The sequence below is a fragment of the Pseudomonas asturiensis genome (assembly GCF_900143095.1).
Classification (GTDB): domain Bacteria; phylum Pseudomonadota; class Gammaproteobacteria; order Pseudomonadales; family Pseudomonadaceae; genus Aquipseudomonas; species Aquipseudomonas asturiensis.
Map to the genome: position 1 here is coordinate 306036 of NZ_FRDA01000005.1, position 15076 is coordinate 321111.

A 15076-nucleotide genomic window follows, 5' to 3' on the forward strand; every position below is an offset into this window, starting at 1 on the left:
CGGATCGTCGGTCTTAGGTGAAGGAAGGGTCGGAGCATGAGCCTCAACAAGTTGATCATCGTTGGCGCGGGCAGTTTTGGGCGTGAAGTCCACCAATGGCTCGAAGACTGGATAGTGTTCAATCCTGACTGGTCAATCGCCGGATTCATTGATGACACCAAGTCCGACATGGGAGAGTTTCGTAACTACTCTCCCATACTGTCCTCCATCGAAAGCTACCAGCCATCTGCCGACGAGTACCTGGTGTGCGCCATCGCTACACCGGCGGGGAAAAAGGCGGTCGTGAACAAATTGCTGGGCAGGGGAGCGCAATTCTTCACGCTGATCCATCCGACCGCTATCGTCGGCAAGAACGTGATCATCGGGGAAGGGACGGTCATCTGCCCGTACGCCATCCTGTCCGTGGATCTTGAGGTCGGTGCGTTCGCTACGATCAATTCAGCCTGCACCATCGCCCATGATGTGCGAATGGGCCGGTTCGTCACCCTGAGTCTGCAGTGTGATATCACGGGAGGCGTCATTCTGGGAGATGAGGTGTTTCTGGGATCGCGGGCCTCGGTACTGCCAAAGGTGCATGTGGGTCACAAGGCCTGCATTGGCGCGGGCAGCGTTGTCAATCGATCTGTGGCCCCCGGTCTGACGGTTGTCGGCGTGCCAGCCCGCAGTATCGAGCACGCTGTGTAAGACAATCCCCGGCCGCTGCTTCTGGCCTGCTGGCGCCGTGCCGACCGTCTTGATCGGCACGGCGCTTTCGCATCAGCCCGGCACGTTCAGCCAGGCTTCACGCCATTGCTCAAGGCAGGCAGCATCCATCATCCAGTGTTGAGTCACTTCATGCTTGAGCGCGTCGCCCTTGCGCGCGCAGTTATCAAGGTCCTGGATGTGGGCCTCAATGGCTGCTATCCAGGCCTGCGCTTCATTGCTGACACGTGTCACCGGCAGGTTGTGCGGGCTGCTCAACACATCGCTGCAAATGACCGGGAAGCCGCAAGCGCCGTACTCCAGAAGCAAGTTCGGCCCTTTACTGGCATTGAGCGCATGGGGCATGGCAGGCGCCAGTGCCAGATCAAGGTCAAGACTGGCCAGCGCGCCTGGGTACAGCGCACCTTCGACAGGCGAGCGCAACTCGTGGATGTAAGGTCGCAACCATCTTGAACATGGGCCCATGATGACCCAGTTCACTTTGTCGGCCAGCGCCTTGATCACGTCTGAAAGCATCAGCAGATCGTTCTGCTGTCGTACCGTCCCTGCCCAGCCGACACGCGGTTTTTGACGGGGCCTGGACTGACTGTCCAGGTTCAGCCATACACCTGGATCCAGGCGGGCTTCAATGACGTGAATGTCCGGATGCACGTCTTGCAGCAATTCGGCGAGCGCTGCAGTGGGAACGATGACTCTGTCAGCGTGCGCCAGACCGTGCCTGAGAGAGGCCTGAACAGCCTCGAAAGTGGGGGCGCTCGGGTCGACGTCGTGGAACACCGGATATTCAGGCAAGTCGTAAATGACCCGCGCATTGGTGTGGTTCTTGATCGCGTTGATCGTACCGGCCAGTCGTTCATTGACCGTGCTCTGGATGACGACAGTGTCAGGACTGAGCCGTGCTATCTCGACCAGCTTGAGCGGCGTGTGGCAGACGACGCCATCCACTGTCTTGTCGGCACGCAGCGACTGCAGGGGCGCTGTTACGCGCCTGCCGGCTTCGTCATGATCGGCGGGCTGCAACAGCACGACGGGTAACGGGCGATGGCTCAAGGGACGCCAGCTCAGTTCCTGTACGGGTTGGGTGACAAAGCCTGCGCCCTGGAGCGTCAGGTTTTTGTTATAGGCTGGATCCCAGGCCAGATAATGCAGCCAGCGATGGTTCAGCGCCTGGGTGGCAAAGTCCATCGACTGCGCATCAACAGTGGGTTGCAGGGGGCGCAGTGCGATGATCGCGTGTGGCGTCCATACCACAAGGTGGCCGGTTTCACCTGCCTTGAGGCACAGGTCGACATCGTTGAAGTGCTCATGGAACAGAGGCTCGTTCAGGCCGTCGATTTCATCGAACAGTGTCTTGCGGATCATCAGGCAGGAGCCGCTGACGGCGCTATAGTTCTGCTCCGTTTCCAGGCGCTGCTGCTGGGTTATCGAGGAGGCGATGTCTCTGGACGTGACGGGGCCTACAGTGCCATTGAGTCCCAGAATGAGACCGCCGTCGATCACGCTGCCGTCTGGCGAGATGATTTTTGCCCCGACCACCCCTACCTCGGGCCGCATGGCATGGTTGAGCAGGTGAGTCAGCCAGTCGTTCTGAATGATCGAGGCATGGCTGGCCAGCATCAGCAGGTAATCGCCGTTTGCCTGCGCAGCGCTGGCGTTGAGCAGGGCTGAGGGGCTCAAGGCCTCTTCATTACGAAGAATGCGAATCCTGTCCGACTGCATCGATTCAAGTGTCGCCAGCCATTGCGTGGTCTGGACTGACTGACTGGCGTTGTCGCAAATCAGGATTTCATAAAAGGGATAGTCGGTGTGTTCCAGGATGCTTTCGACGCAGGGCAGCAGCGTGTCCAGATTGTCCTGCGAGGTCAGCAGGATAGACACCAGCGGCTGGTCTGCATGACCATATTCGATCCGGTAATGTCCTGACTCGCCACTGTGTACATGGTGGTTGCTGTAACCGCGCGCGAGCAGATGGCGTTGCAGGGTACGCACTTCATCGTGGTTGTGGCCGGGCTGCCACAGCGGTGAGATGACCAGTGGCTCGGGCGAGTGCGCGAAACCGGTGAAGCTATCGTCTTCGATCATGCGCAGGATCAGGTCCAGCTCGATGGCTTGAGCATGACCTGGGTCAAAGCCGCCTACTGAAAGTGCCTTCTCCCGGTTGAACAGCCAGTTGCGACTGGTCGCTGCCGGGCAGGCGAGCAGATAGTCCAGGCTGAAGTCCGGACGAAACCCCAGGCTCGCGCCTTGCTGTGCGTGCAGCGTTACTTCGTCGCCGAACACCGCGCAGGCCTGGGGGGCTTCGATCATTTTCATCGCAGCGCCAAGCAGGCCGCTCGGAGTAAAGGTCGCGCCTGCATCGACCAGGATCCACCAGTCATGACGGTGTGCCTGCATCAGGTCATTGATGACGATGGCACGGTTGTCCCTACTGGCTTGCAGCCATGGCAGTTGAGCCTGTAACGGCGTCTGCTCATCCTGATCGTAGTCGGCGAGGATGAACACCTTGAGTTTGTCCAGCAGCGGCGCGTCGGACGCCAGGCTCTGCAGGGTGCTCAGCACATGCTCTGGCTGCTGATCGAAATCCGAGACCACGATGGCGATTGCCGGGCCGCCATCGTTTTGCCGGATATAGTCGCCCAGCAACGATTGCTCGGCTGTGGAGGGTCTGCGTTGCCCGAGCCAGTGGGCGATCCCGGTGTTGCGTACCGTTGCCTGGGGGCGACGATCAAAATGGGCCAGCAGGTCCAGCTCCTGGACATTATCGCGCTGCGACAGCGGAGCGATTTTGACCTTGCCGTTGAATTCGTCGGGACGCACCCAGCCCAGCTCGCGTGTCAGGCGGAAATGATTGGCGTGGCCTTCCTGAGACAGATGAGGGATCGTGCGCCCTTGTTCACTGGTTTGCTGATCCGAAACTCTGAAGTAGGAGAGCGGACGCACCAGCATCGCCAGATTCCCCTGGCGAAGCAGCTTCAGGTACATCGCCACGTCACCCAGTCCCCAAATGAACACGCCCTTGAGGGACATGATGTCCAGTCCGAAGGCGAGCACATCCTCGCGTCGACACATGACCGATGCTGGCTCGCCGACGAAGTTGACCGGGTATTGCGCCAGAAACGAAACCAGTTCCGGGCCGTCCAGAATCACGTTCTTGCCGAACGGGTAGGCGGTGTACAGGTTGTCCGGCAGCAGATCACCGTTGCTGTCGATTCGCTTGCGCGCCGCCGAGACCAGCTTGATGTCGGGGCTGTCGTGCAGAACGTCGAACAGCAGGCGCACACAATCGGGCAGAAGGATGTCGTCATCATACAAAAACTTGATGTACGGCCCCTTCGCCAGGCTGATCGCACGCGCGTTGTTATGGGCCTCGCCCAGCGGGGTTTCATTCTTCTCGTAACGGATCGGCCAGCGGCTGGCAGGCCTGAGCTTTTCGACAATGTTCCTGATGCCATCGTCACGGCAGTCGTCGGTGACAATGATCTCGATGTCGTCGTGGTTCTGGCGAAGAGCACTGGCCAGCGCCGCTTCGAAAAAAGCCGGTTTGTAAGCAGGGATGACAATACTGACCAGGCGTGAAGAACTCATCGCAATACCACATGTGAAAAAGTGTTGTGAGCCGACCGGGCAACTCGGTCGGTATTCATGACCGGCAGCGGTCGTCAGGCCTTGCGGCCTACGTACAGAACCGACTGATCAGTAATGCCGTGCTGGTGGAAGACGCCTTCGCCGAAGGAACCTGAATCCAGGGCATCGACCTTGAAACCGGACGCCTCCAGGCGTGAGACGAAATCGTGTCTGGCATACATCCGCACATGGTCGTCCTGCCCGAAGCGCGCCCAGCGTTCATCGACGCTTTTCTCGTCGGGGTCTTCGTCTGTTTCGGTGGCGGTCAGCAGAATCGGCACCATCAGGATCGCAGAACCGCCCTTGGCCAGAACCCGATGCAATTCGGACATGGCCTTGTGGTCGTCGGGTACATGTTCCAGCACATGCGAGCAGACGATGAAATCAAAGGACTCGTCGGCGTACAGGTGCATGTCCATGATGTCCACCACATCATCAGCCAGCGGCGAGAACAGGTCGGCCGAGCGATAGCGGGCGTTGGGCAAACTGCGCAGAAACTTCGAAAGCACGACGGCTGGCGCAATGTCGAGGATGCGCAACGCCTGGCCCGGCGGGTGGTTCAGCAGGTGCATCGCGAACAGTGCGTAAAGGCGATCGCGGTCCGAGGCCTGGCACTCAGGGCAACTGTACTGGCCAACGTTCAGGGTCTCGAAATCGTCCACGCTGTAAAACACGTTCAGGCGGTGGAAGATTTTCAGATGGTCTTTTTCCATCGGATAGAAATTCGGAAATCGGCAAGCGCATACCGGGCATGTTCGCATTAGCAGTTCTCGTTACTGGCAGTGGCGATGACCTTGATGATGCTGTCGAAGGCTTCATCGGTCAGGCTGTCGTAAATAGGCAGGCACAGAATCTGATTCGACAGGCCGGTGGCGATGGGCAAGCGTTCCGGCTTGGCCGAGTCCAGGCCCCGGTACATCGGGAAGGTCGAAATCAGTGGATAGAAATAGCGGCGGGCCAGAATGTTGTGGTCACGCATGCGCTGGTACAACGCATCGCGGGACAGCGGGAAGCCTTCCCTGATCAATACCGGGAAGTAGGAATAATTGTGCTTTTCACAGGTCTGCCAGACGATCTCGATACCCGGAATTGACGCCAGCGCATCGCGGTAGCGCTCGTCGATACGCTGACGCTTGAGCAGCGCCTGATCGATATGCTTGAGCTGAAGCAGGCCGAACGCGGCGTTGATCTCGCTCATCTTGCCGTTGATGCCGGGCGCCACGACCGTCACTTCATCTGCGAAGCCGAAGTTTTTCAGGTAATCGATTCGCTGCTTGGTCTTCAGATCAGGGCTGATGATCGCGCCGCCCTCGAAGGTATTGAACACCTTGGTGGCGTGAAAACTCAGGATCGACAGGTCGCCGTGCTTGAGCAGGCTTTCACCGCGATGCTGAACGCCGAACGCATGGGCGGCGTCGTAGATGACCTTCAGGCCGTACCGATCGGCGATCTGCTGGATGCGGTCCACGTCGCAAGGGATGCCATAGCAATGCACCGGCATAATGGCCGTGGTCGCAGGCGTGATGGCTTCCTCGATACGGTCCGGGTCCAGGTTGTAGGTGCCAGGCTCAATGTCGACGAAGACCGGGGTGAGGCCGTTCCAGAGCAATGAGTGAGCGGTGGCCACGAACGAGTAGGGCGTGGTGATGACTTCGCCTTTGATGCGCAGTGCCTGAATCGCGGTCATCAGCGCCAGGGTGCCGTTGGAGAACAGCGACAGGTGTTCCACGCCCAGATAGTCAGCCAGTTCCAATTCCAGCTGTTGGTGAAACGGTCCGCCGTTGGTCAACTGACGGCTCTCCCAGATCTGCTCCAGATAGGGAATGAACTCCTCCAGGGGCGGCAGCAGAGGGCGAGTGACAGGAATGGGTGCGCTCATGAAGAATTCTCGACTCGTGTCGCAAGAGAGAGTGCGGTTCGCCAGGTCATTTTTCAGGCGCTCAAGCGTCCATTCGCAGGGCTTGACGTAAAAATGGCAGCCGAACTGTTTTGTCAGGACTAAAAGCAAGAAGCCCGCCAAAAACCTTGCGGTGAACAATTCCCCCTCCTGAGGTGGAGGACGCGGTCGCACGAACTCGTTTCAGTGCTTGAAATTCCGAACGCCCGGTGCGTATTTTGTACGCACTGCCGCTCGGCGGCCCGGACCAATACCAAGGATTGAAAGATGACCCGCAATGAACCCCGCCAGCTGGCCCAGCTGTTGACGGGCATTGATGAAGTGGAGTGTGTGACGCCGGACCTGAACGGCGTGCCGCGCGGCAAGGTAATGAGCGGTGAAGGCTTTCTGGAAGGACGACGTCTGCAGCTGGCGCGTGGTGTTCTGCTGCAATGCATCATGGGTGGATATCCTCCCGCGCGTTTTTACGGCGCTGACGACGGCGATGTCGCGCTGGTTGCCGACCCTGCTGATGTTCACCGTCTGCCCTGGAGCGACCAGCCGCGAGCGCTGGCCATCTGCGACGCCGAGGAGTTGTCGGGTGCCCGTTGCCCGTTGTCCACCCGTGGGCAGCTCAAGGCGGTCATTGCCCGTTATGCGGAGTATGGATTGGCGCCGGTCGTGGCGACCGAACTGGAGTTCTTCGTGTTCGCGCCCAACCCCGACCCTTTGCAGGCGTTTGTCCCGCCGGTGGGTCTCGACGGTCGACGCGAGTGGGGTCACTCGGCGTTCAGCATCAGCTCCAACAACGGACTGCGGCCATTTTTCAAAGAGGTGTACGCCTGCATGGCGGCGCTGGGGCTGCCCCGCGACACCGTCATGCACGAGATGGGCGTCAGTCAGTTCGAGATCAACCTGTTGCACGGCGACCCTCTGCAGGTGGCCGATCAGACGTTTCTGTTCAAGCACCTGCTCAAGGAAGTGGCGCTCAAGCACGGTGTGATTGTGGTCTGCATGGCCAAGCCTCTGGCCCATACGCCGGGCAGTTCGATGCACCTGCATCAGAGCGTGGTGGACGCTGTCTCCGGGCGCAATGTGTTCAGCGACGAGGAGGGCCAGTCGACGGCAACCTTCCGTCACTTCATTGGCGGTTTGCAGGCGTGCATGGCCGACTTCACGGCGTTGTTCGCACCGAACGTAAATTCCTATCAGCGTCTGTTCCATCCGTTTGCATCACCCAACAACGCGTGCTGGTCCTACGACAACCGCGCGGCCGGTCTGCGCATTCCGGCCAGCGTGGCGGCCGCCCGCCGCGTGGAGAATCGTTTGCCGGGAGCCGATGCCAATCCGTATCTGGTCATCGCCGCCAGCCTGGCTGCGGGCCTGTATGGCATTGAAAAGGGGATCGAGCCAACGGCTGCAATGCAGGGCGAGATCAAGGTGCCCGAAGAATTGTCCCTGCCGTGTACCTTGCAGGCGGCTCTGGAGCGTCTGAACTGCAGTCAGTTGGCCAAGGAACTGTTTGGTCATGAGTTCATCGAAGGCTACATCGCATCGAAGACCCTGGAACTGACCAGTTTTCTTGATGAGATCACCCCCTGGGAACGGCGCGTTCTGGCTGCCCAGATTTAAAGAACGTTGTTTGGGGCTCGCCCGATCGGGCGACTCCCTATTTTTGGAAAGTCGATGCGCCAAATCTGGAAGTCCTTTCGAGCGCTGTATTTTGCCTCGTTGATGATGCTGATCGGCTCCGGTCTGCTGAGTACATATCTGGCCCTGCGCCTGGCTGCCGATCAGGTGGACAGTCTGTGGGTGGGTGCCTTGATGGCCGCCAACTATTTCGGCCTGGTGCTGGGCGGCAAGATCGGTCACCGGCTGATTGGCCGGGTAGGGCATATCCGTGCCTACGCCACCTGTGCGGGGATCGTCGGCGCGGCGGTGTTGGGACATGGCCTGATCAGCTGGTTGCCGGCGTGGCTTATTCTGCGGGTCATTGTCGGTCTGGGCATGATGTGTCAGTACATGGTCATTGAAAGCTGGCTGAACGAGCAGGCCGCCGCGAAGCAGCGGGGCATGGTGTTCAGTGGCTATATGATCGCGTCGTACCTGGGCCTGGTGTTGGGGCAGCTGGTGCTGGTGGTGCATCCGCAGCTTGGTCCTGAGTTGCTGATGCTGGTCGCGCTGTGTTTTGCGCTGTGTCTGGTGCCTGTCGCCATGACCCGTGCCATTCACCCGGCGCCGCTGCATCCTGCGCCGCTGGAGCCGCGCTTCTTCATGAAGCGTGTTCCGCAATCGCTGACGGCGGTGCTGGGCGCAGGTCTGATCATCGGTTCGTTCTACGGTCTGGCACCGGTCTACGCGGCCGAGCAGGGGTTGACCACCGAACAGGTCGGTCTGTTCATGGGCTGCTGCATTCTGGCGGGGTTTCTGGTGCAGTGGCCGCTGGGGCTGCTGTCCGATCGCTACGACCGTTCGGTGCTGATGCGCGTATTCGCGGCTGCACTGGTGGTTGCTTCACTGCCTCTGGCGATTTTCCCCAGCGTGCCGGTAGAGGTGCTGTTCGGGATCGGGTTTCTGGCGTCCCTGATGCAGTTCTGCCTGTACCCACTGGCGGTCGCATTCGCCAATGACCATGTGGAAGCCGAGCGCCGGGTGTCGCTGACGGCGATGCTGTTGATGACCTACGGTATTGGCGCAAGCATCGGCCCGTTGGCAGCAGGTGTGGTCATGAAGATGTTTGGCGGGCATATGTTGTACGTGTTCGTCTGTGGCGCTGCAGGCATTCTGGTCTTGCTGATTCGCCCGAAGGCGGTCACGCATTTGCACCAGGTCGAAAACGCACCGCTGCATCACGTCGCCATGCCGGACAGTATGTCCAGTTCGCCGTTGGTGGTGGCGCTCGACCCGCGTGTGGATGAACAGGTGGTTCAGGAACAGATGCAGACCACAGCCGATCCGGAGATGGAGTCTGACGTCGAAACGGCAGTCGCGGAGCCTGAGCGTGAGCCCGAGCCTGTTGTCGAGACCGAGTCGGCCGCTGGTGAGCGTGAGGATGAGACCTGGAAGGCGTGAGAATACCGATGGGTACGGTGCCTGGGTAAAACCGGGGAAGGTACGAGGGGTTCTGGCGGGATAAGCCTGTGATCGCGGCAAGCGTGCCGCGATCACGGGAAAGCGAGCGTGGTATCAGAAATCGTCGTCTTTATCGAAGCGTCGGGCTTCTCGCTGCAGCTGATACACGAAACGCTCGACCTGACGCTGTACCAGTCCACTCATGTTGTGGAAGCGTACGCCGGCAAAGGTGGTGTGGACTCTTTCTTCGAAGTGCAGGTACCTCAACTCCACCGGCGCGGTCATCGCCCCGAACGGTAGCCTGGCGATAAACCGCTCATACACCTGCCCCAGTTGCATGCGTTCCGACACGTCGCCTTCAAAGCGCAGTTTGCAGCCGGTCGCCGAGATATCCAGCAGTTTGCCGGTGAGCGGGGATTTGAGCTTGTCGCCGCCGATTTCGACATCGACCAGTTGCGCCAGCTTGAGGGCGGCGCGGAAGGCATTGCGACGCTGGTGGTAGATGACTTCTTCGGGCAAAGGACCGCGGTACAGACGCTGACCGTCGTTATCGACGATGGTCATCTGCTCCGAGCTTTCCCAGGCGATGCGCACGCCATCGTGAAAACCTTCCACACGGAAGGACTCGCCGTTGGTCAGGAACCGTTCGCCATCGCGGGGGATCATTTCGTCGAGCGCCAGGACATTGTTGTCACGGTCGACTTCGATAACGTAGCTCTGAAAGCGCTGGGCGCGCTCGTGAAAGGTAATGATCAAGGGATCATGACTTTCGAGGAGTAACCGCAGGTTAGCGGCGATTTCCAAAGATGTATTCAGTACCTTTGGGGGCTGCGGAGCATCATCCGCGCTTGAGCCATTCACGTTCTTACATCTCCAGGCAAAATACTACGGCAACGCAACAGCGGGCATTCTGCCACTACGCACGAAACCTTTATACAGGAAGTTACGCCTGACTTAGGGGGCGTGGTTTTGCTCTTCCAGCAGTGGATCCGCGACTATCGTACAGGGTCGGCGTCTCGCCGCCATTCAGAATGCGAAGCTGATGGGCGGTACTCACCTGTTGCAACTGGATCAGGCTGCCATTGCGCTCGTTGAGTGTCTGGCACTCGGCGATCAACGCGTTCAGCTCATCGCCCGCTGCAAGCAACTGCTCGCCAACTTCCGACTGGCTGGCCAGTTGTTCGAGCCCCTTCCTGTTCGCGGGCAGCCCAAGGCCTGCCAACACCTGACTGCGCCTGCGGCCGTGCTGTTCGAGCAGGATCACCAGCGCCTGTTTCTGCGCCAGCACATGTTCCATGTCGGCCATGTTGCGGCCTTGCAGGATCAATGATTCAGCCAGCAACAGCTCATGCAGCTGTCGGGCAGGAATCATGTCGTCGGTGATCATCTGAAGCAAAATAGTGTCTTGCATCGCATGCTCTGGTTTTTAAGCGTCCAGAATATCCAGCGCGAGCCGGGGCTAGCGTTGGGTTTCGAAATTCAGCAACTTGCTGGCAACGCGGTTGCTGTCCACTGTGTAAGTACCGTCTGCGATGGCTTGCTTGAGTTCGGCAACGCGAGCGCTGTTGACGGTCGGCAGATCGGCGAGCTTGTCAGTGATTTTCTGCAACTGTTGAGCCTCACTGCTCAATGAAACGGTTTCCCCGGTGCTTTTGACACCTGCTGTGCTGCCGGCAGGGATCGCTGCATCGGTCTTGCTGGTTTCTTTTGGAGCGCCGGTACGCGATGCGCCACCGACGGGCTGGGAACTGTTAAGGCGATTAAAATCTATGACCATGACTGAAAAACCTCTGGGTGTTTGGACGCTTGCCTTGTTTTCGGCCATCCCCGATAAAACTTTAGGCTCGTCGTGATAAAGCTTCTCAATAGAGGCTTTCACCGTCGGATAGTCACCGCAGTCTAGAAAAAACGCTCGTTCTACGCCAGCATCAATATGCTCACATGGCAACTTCCACCTGTCCGGGGCCGGTAACGCTGGCCTTGATGACCCGATTCGAGTTCAGGTTCTTCACTCGTATCTGCTCGTTGAAGCTGCCGTCCGACAGCGCCTCGCCCGGCATGCGCACGGCCAGCGAGCCGCTTCGGGCAATGATGATCACCTGATCACCTTTGTGAATCATTTGTGGCTGCTCCAATGCCACCGGGGTCACAACCTGATCAATGACCATTGGTCGGAGGACTTTCTGTCCCACGGCCTGGTCCAGCGAAGCGAGAAACCCGAGCCCCAGGCTGCTGACATCCCGCTCGCGCAGGGCAACATCCTCTTCACTGACAATCGCGTCGCGTTTCATGGGGCGCACCACGGTTACCACGTTGCGAAACAGCTGCACTTGCGCGGGTACGAACACCGTCCAGGGTGAGGACCCTTCGCAGCGCACCTTCACGGTCACCCTGCCGACCGGGCGCGGGCTTTCCAGGGTTGCTGTCAAATCCTTGTCGCACGAGGCCATACGCAACCGCGGGTCCAGTTGCTTGACCTGAATGTCGTGACGGCCGTCAATCTGGTTGGTCGCCAAATAGTCTTCTACTGTGAACTCAAGAAACCCTTGGGTGACGCCGATAAGCTGTTCAGGCAGTGTGAAATTCTCTGCGCGGCTGACATTTGCGGCGCTGAAAAGGCACAGCAAGCCGATTGCGCACAGGAGCCTGCGGGTTTCTAATGCGATGTGTCGAGAAATTGTCGTCTGTGCGTTCATGACGTATAAAAAGCAAAGCCCGTGCCGCTTACCAGTCTGGTGTGTGGAGAACGGTCGCTTTGGTAAGGGGGGTCGGCATGGCAGGTGTAATGGATTCGGTAAACCAGCGAACTCAGCTGGTGGGTCAGAATCGCCTGGAGTTGCTCTTGTTCCGTCTCGACGGCAAGCAGCTCTACGGGATTAACGTGTTCAAGGTCAAAGAAGTACTGCAGTGCCCGAAACTTACCATCATGCCCAAGTCGAGCCCGATCGTGCGTGGTGTGGCGAACATTCGCGGCGGCACGATTCCGATCCTGGATCTGGCGATGGCGACTGGCGGCAAGGGCATGATTTCGCTGCCCAACTCCTTTGTGATCATCACTGAATACAACACCAAGGTTCAGGGTTTTCTGGTGCACTCGGTCGAGCGCATCGTCAACATGAACTGGGAAGAGATTCATCCACCACCCAAGGGCACCGGGCGCGACCATTATCTGACTGCGGTCACGCGGGTGGATAATCAGTTGGTGGAAATCATCGACGTCGAGAAGATTCTCGCCGAGGTCGCACCCATTTCCGAAGAAGTGTCGGTGGGCGTCATTGATGAAGAGGTTCATCACAAGGCTGTTTCGATGCGAGTGCTGACCGTCGACGATTCGTCGGTGGCGCGCAAGCAGGTCAGTCGCTGTCTTGAAACCGTCGGCGTGGAAGTGGTCGCGTTGAATGACGGTCGACAGGCACTGGATTACTTGCGCAAGATGGTCGAAGAGGGCAAAAAGCCTCACGAAGAATTTCTGATGATGATCTCCGACATTGAAATGCCGGAGATGGATGGCTATACCCTAACCGCTGCGATACGTAACGATCCGCGCATGCAGAAAATGCACATCACTCTGCACACCTCGCTTTCCGGTGTTTTCAACCAGGCGATGGTCAAGAAAGTCGGTGCTGACGATTTCCTCGCGAAATTCCGGCCTGATGATCTGGCAGCCAGGGTTGTGGCACGGATCAAGGCAGCAGAATAATCAGCCGTGGGCGTCGCCCACGGTGATTCACCTGATTTTGAGAGGCGGCACCTTGTCTACGGGTAATTTGGATTTTGATCAGTTCCGGGTATTTCTGGAAAAAGCCTGTGGCATTCTGCTTGGGGAGAACAAGCAGTACCTGGTGTCCAGCCGCCTCAACAAATTGATGGAGCAGCAAAGCATCAAGTCGCTTGGCGAGTTGGTTCAGCGCATCCAGACTCAGCCGCGCAGTGGTTTGCGTGAGCAAGTGGTCGATGCGATGACGACCAACGAAACCCTGTGGTTCCGCGACACCTATCCCTTTGAAGTGCTGAAGAACAAGGTGTTGCCGGAGCAGATCAAGGCCAGCCCTGGTCAGCGCCTGCGCATCTGGTCCGCTGCCTGCTCGTCGGGTCAGGAACCGTACTCGCTGTCGATGTCCATTGATGAATTCGAGCGCGCCAACCCCGGCCAGCTCAAGTCCGGCGCACAGATCGTTGCCACCGACCTGTCGGGTGCAATGCTCAACAACTGCAAGACCGGTGAATACGACAGCCTGGCCATCGGCCGCGGTTTGTCGCCGGATCGTCTGCAGCGCTTCTTCGACGTCAAGAGCCCGGGTCGCTGGGTGGTCAAGGCGCCGATCAAGAGCCGCGTGGAGTTTCGTTCATTCAACCTGCTCGACAGCTACGCCGCACTGGGCAAGTTCGACATTGTGTTCTGCCGCAACGTGCTGATCTACTTCTCGGCCGAAGTGAAGAAAGACATCCTGCTGCGTATCCATGGCACGCTCAAGCCAGGCGGCTATCTGTTCCTCGGGGCCTCCGAAGCGCTCAATGGTTTGCCGGATCATTATCAGATGGTTCAGTGCAGTCCGGGGATCATCTACAAAGCCAAGTGATCACGGGCTGGATATCAACAAAAAAGAGACTTTCGAGTCTCTTTTTTTTTGGGGCATGTTTTTTGTCGAAGTGACATGACCATCTGTTCAGTGGTCAGGCTTTATACGCCCGGTGCGCTCTGGTCGGCAAACAAAGTGCTCTCGGGGTCCAGAACCTTTTCCAGGAGGCTCTGAGTGCTGCCCGTGCCCTCGGCCGTGTGGGTCCAGTAATTGAAGTCCTGATCAATCCAGTCCTGAAGCCTGGTTTCGTAACTATCAGGGTACTTGGACTGCTCAATGGCAGGCAGCCCCTTGTAGTGCTCAAGCACGGCGCTGTAGAAATCGGTCAGTTTGCCTGTCGCGCTGTATTCGGCGCTTCCTTGGGCCACAACGTGCTGGCGCCATACTCGTTCCTGGCGGTACGACTCCAGCCAGGCGGATTTTTTCTCGTTGACGGTAAAGTCTCCGCTTTCGTCATAGGCGATGACAGAAAGCTGTTCTCTTGACAGGCCTGCGAACGGGTTTTTTCCGCTGTCGTTGACAAACTGGGTGGCATTTTTTGCGCGTTCAAGGCGAACAGGGTCGACGCTGTCAGGGACTTCTGCATCGTGCCGGGTTTTGTTGTTGTCGTAGCTGCTGCCTGTCAATTGCTCTGTCAGTTGCCTGGCTTTCTCGCCCAGCGCTTTGCGACCAAGGGTCTGATCTCGGGTTTCGGCGCGGACGGCGCTTTCGTCGAGCGGCTCTTTATCCAGCTTCAGAAGCGTGTTGACCAGACGCTGAGCATCGCCTGTGCCTTCGGCAACATGAGTCCGGTAATTGAAATCCTGATTGATCCAGTCCTGCAGTTTCGCTTCGTAATCCTGCGGGTACTGAGCCTGCTCGATGGCGGGGAGGCTCTTGAAATGCTGGAGTGATTCGGCGAATGCGTGAGTCAGCTTTCCGGTTGCGTTGTATTCGGCGATGGCCCTGGCTGCAAATTGTTGCCGCCACTGAGATTCCTGCTGAAAGTCCTCCATCCAGGCCGCTCTTCTCTCGTTCACCGTAAAGGTGCCGCTGTCGTCATAGGCGATCAGTGAGAGCTGACTGCGAGGCATTCCTGCGAACGGGTTGTCGCGACCGCCATTCACGAACTGCGTCGCTGTTTTGGCACGAGCCAGGCGGTCAGGGTCTTCAGTATCAACCGTCTCTGCATCGTAGCGGGCTTTGTTTGCGTTGTAGCCAGCGCCAGCGATCTGGCTCAATT

Annotated in this window: 13 protein-coding genes; 5 read left to right on the forward strand and 8 right to left on the reverse strand. The window is 58.4% G+C overall.

The window, feature by feature from the left end:
• Positions 1 to 36: 36 nt before the first annotated feature.
• Positions 37 to 684, forward strand: coding sequence for an acetyltransferase (locus BUB69_RS11765; protein WP_073166498.1), 648 nt, complete (start codon positions 37 to 39; stop codon positions 682 to 684).
• Positions 685 to 756: 72 nt separating this feature from the next.
• Here BUB69_RS11765 and BUB69_RS11770 read toward each other — a convergent pair whose 3' ends face one another.
• The 3 genes from BUB69_RS11770 to vioA form a co-directional block, all read right to left on the reverse strand.
• A complete protein-coding gene (locus BUB69_RS11770; protein WP_073166501.1) occupies positions 757 to 4287 on the reverse strand; it encodes a glycosyltransferase in 3531 nt (1176 codons plus the stop codon).
• 74 nt (positions 4288 to 4361) lie between these two features.
• Positions 4362 to 5087, reverse strand: coding sequence for a methyltransferase domain-containing protein (locus BUB69_RS11775; RefSeq protein WP_073166504.1), 726 nt, complete (start codon positions 5085 to 5087; stop codon positions 4362 to 4364).
• Positions 5087 to 6205, reverse strand: a complete 1119-nt coding sequence (gene vioA / locus BUB69_RS11780; RefSeq protein ID WP_073166767.1) for a dTDP-4-amino-4,6-dideoxy-D-glucose aminotransferase VioA — start codon at positions 6203 to 6205, stop codon at positions 5087 to 5089. The genes BUB69_RS11775 and vioA overlap by 1 nt, the downstream gene beginning before the upstream one ends.
• A 387-nt stretch (positions 6206 to 6592) precedes the next feature.
• Between vioA and BUB69_RS11785 the strand changes: the two genes are divergently transcribed.
• Both BUB69_RS11785 and BUB69_RS11790 read left to right on the forward strand, forming a co-directional pair.
• A complete protein-coding gene (locus tag BUB69_RS11785; protein ID WP_175561718.1) occupies positions 6593 to 7834 on the forward strand; it encodes a glutamine synthetase family protein in 1242 nt (413 codons plus the stop codon).
• A 54-nt stretch (positions 7835 to 7888) separates the two neighbouring features.
• Positions 7889 to 9274 (forward strand): MFS transporter, encoded by a 1386-nt coding sequence (locus BUB69_RS11790; RefSeq protein ID WP_073166510.1) that lies wholly within the window; start codon positions 7889 to 7891, stop codon positions 9272 to 9274.
• A gap of 114 nt (positions 9275 to 9388) precedes the next feature.
• On the opposite strand, the gene BUB69_RS11795 is transcribed toward BUB69_RS11790, so the two are convergent.
• The 4 genes from BUB69_RS11795 to flgA all read right to left on the reverse strand — a co-directional run bounded on the left by BUB69_RS11795 (position 9389) and on the right by flgA (position 11970).
• Positions 9389 to 10135, reverse strand: coding sequence for a flagellar brake protein (locus tag BUB69_RS11795; protein ID WP_073166512.1), 747 nt, complete (start codon positions 10133 to 10135; stop codon positions 9389 to 9391).
• Positions 10136 to 10217: 82 nt separating this feature from the next.
• The gene (locus BUB69_RS11800; RefSeq protein WP_073166515.1) at positions 10218 to 10685 is read right to left on the reverse strand and encodes a flagella synthesis protein FlgN; all 468 of its coding nucleotides are present in this window, start codon (positions 10683 to 10685) and stop codon (positions 10218 to 10220) included.
• A 48-nt stretch (positions 10686 to 10733) separates the two neighbouring features.
• Entirely contained in the window at positions 10734 to 11051 is a 318-nt protein-coding gene (gene flgM / locus BUB69_RS11805) for a flagellar biosynthesis anti-sigma factor FlgM (RefSeq protein ID WP_073166519.1), read from the reverse strand.
• Between the two features lie 160 nt (positions 11052 to 11211).
• A complete protein-coding gene (gene flgA, locus BUB69_RS11810; protein WP_073166522.1) occupies positions 11212 to 11970 on the reverse strand; it encodes a flagellar basal body P-ring formation chaperone FlgA in 759 nt (252 codons plus the stop codon).
• A gap of 77 nt (positions 11971 to 12047) precedes the next feature.
• Here flgA and BUB69_RS11815 point away from each other — a divergent pair, with 77 nt between their 5' ends.
• Together BUB69_RS11815 and cheR are read left to right on the forward strand one after the other, a co-directional pair.
• On the forward strand, positions 12048 to 12974 hold the full coding sequence (locus BUB69_RS11815) for a chemotaxis protein CheV (protein ID WP_073166525.1): 927 nt from the start codon (positions 12048 to 12050) through the stop codon (positions 12972 to 12974).
• Positions 12975 to 13026: 52 nt separating this feature from the next.
• A complete protein-coding gene (gene cheR / locus BUB69_RS11820; RefSeq protein WP_163032083.1) occupies positions 13027 to 13854 on the forward strand; it encodes a protein-glutamate O-methyltransferase CheR in 828 nt (275 codons plus the stop codon).
• 101 nt (positions 13855 to 13955) lie between these two features.
• Here cheR and BUB69_RS29120 read toward each other — a convergent pair whose 3' ends face one another.
• Positions 13956 to 15074 carry a hypothetical protein gene (locus tag BUB69_RS29120; protein WP_245825275.1) on the reverse strand — a complete coding sequence of 373 codons (1119 nt, stop codon included), beginning with the start codon at positions 15072 to 15074 and terminating at the stop codon, positions 13956 to 13958.
• Between the last annotated feature and the right edge of the window lie 2 nt (positions 15075 to 15076).

Bases quoted from the DNA above. Each gene is read 5' to 3' on its own strand.
- BUB69_RS11765 (WP_073166498.1), top strand. From the start codon at position 37: ATGAGCCTCAACAAGTTGATCATCGTTGGCGCGGGCAGTTTTGGGCGT.
- BUB69_RS11770 (WP_073166501.1), bottom strand. From the start codon at position 4,287: ATGAGTTCTTCACGCCTGGTCAGTATTGTCATCCCTGCTTACAAACCG.
- BUB69_RS11775 (WP_073166504.1), bottom strand. From the start codon at position 5,087: ATGCGAACATGCCCGGTATGCGCTTGCCGATTTCCGAATTTCTATCCG.
- vioA (WP_073166767.1), bottom strand. From the start codon at position 6,205: ATGAGCGCACCCATTCCTGTCACTCGCCCTCTGCTGCCGCCCCTGGAG.
- BUB69_RS11785 (WP_175561718.1), top strand. From the start codon at position 6,593: ATGAGCGGTGAAGGCTTTCTGGAAGGACGACGTCTGCAGCTGGCGCGT.
- BUB69_RS11790 (WP_073166510.1), top strand. From the start codon at position 7,889: ATGCGCCAAATCTGGAAGTCCTTTCGAGCGCTGTATTTTGCCTCGTTG.
- BUB69_RS11800 (WP_073166515.1), bottom strand. From the start codon at position 10,685: ATGCAAGACACTATTTTGCTTCAGATGATCACCGACGACATGATTCCT.
- flgM (WP_073166519.1), bottom strand. From the start codon at position 11,051: ATGGTCATAGATTTTAATCGCCTTAACAGTTCCCAGCCCGTCGGTGGC.
- flgA (WP_073166522.1), bottom strand. From the start codon at position 11,970: ATGAACGCACAGACGACAATTTCTCGACACATCGCATTAGAAACCCGC.
- BUB69_RS11815 (WP_073166525.1), top strand. From the start codon at position 12,048: ATGGCAGGTGTAATGGATTCGGTAAACCAGCGAACTCAGCTGGTGGGT.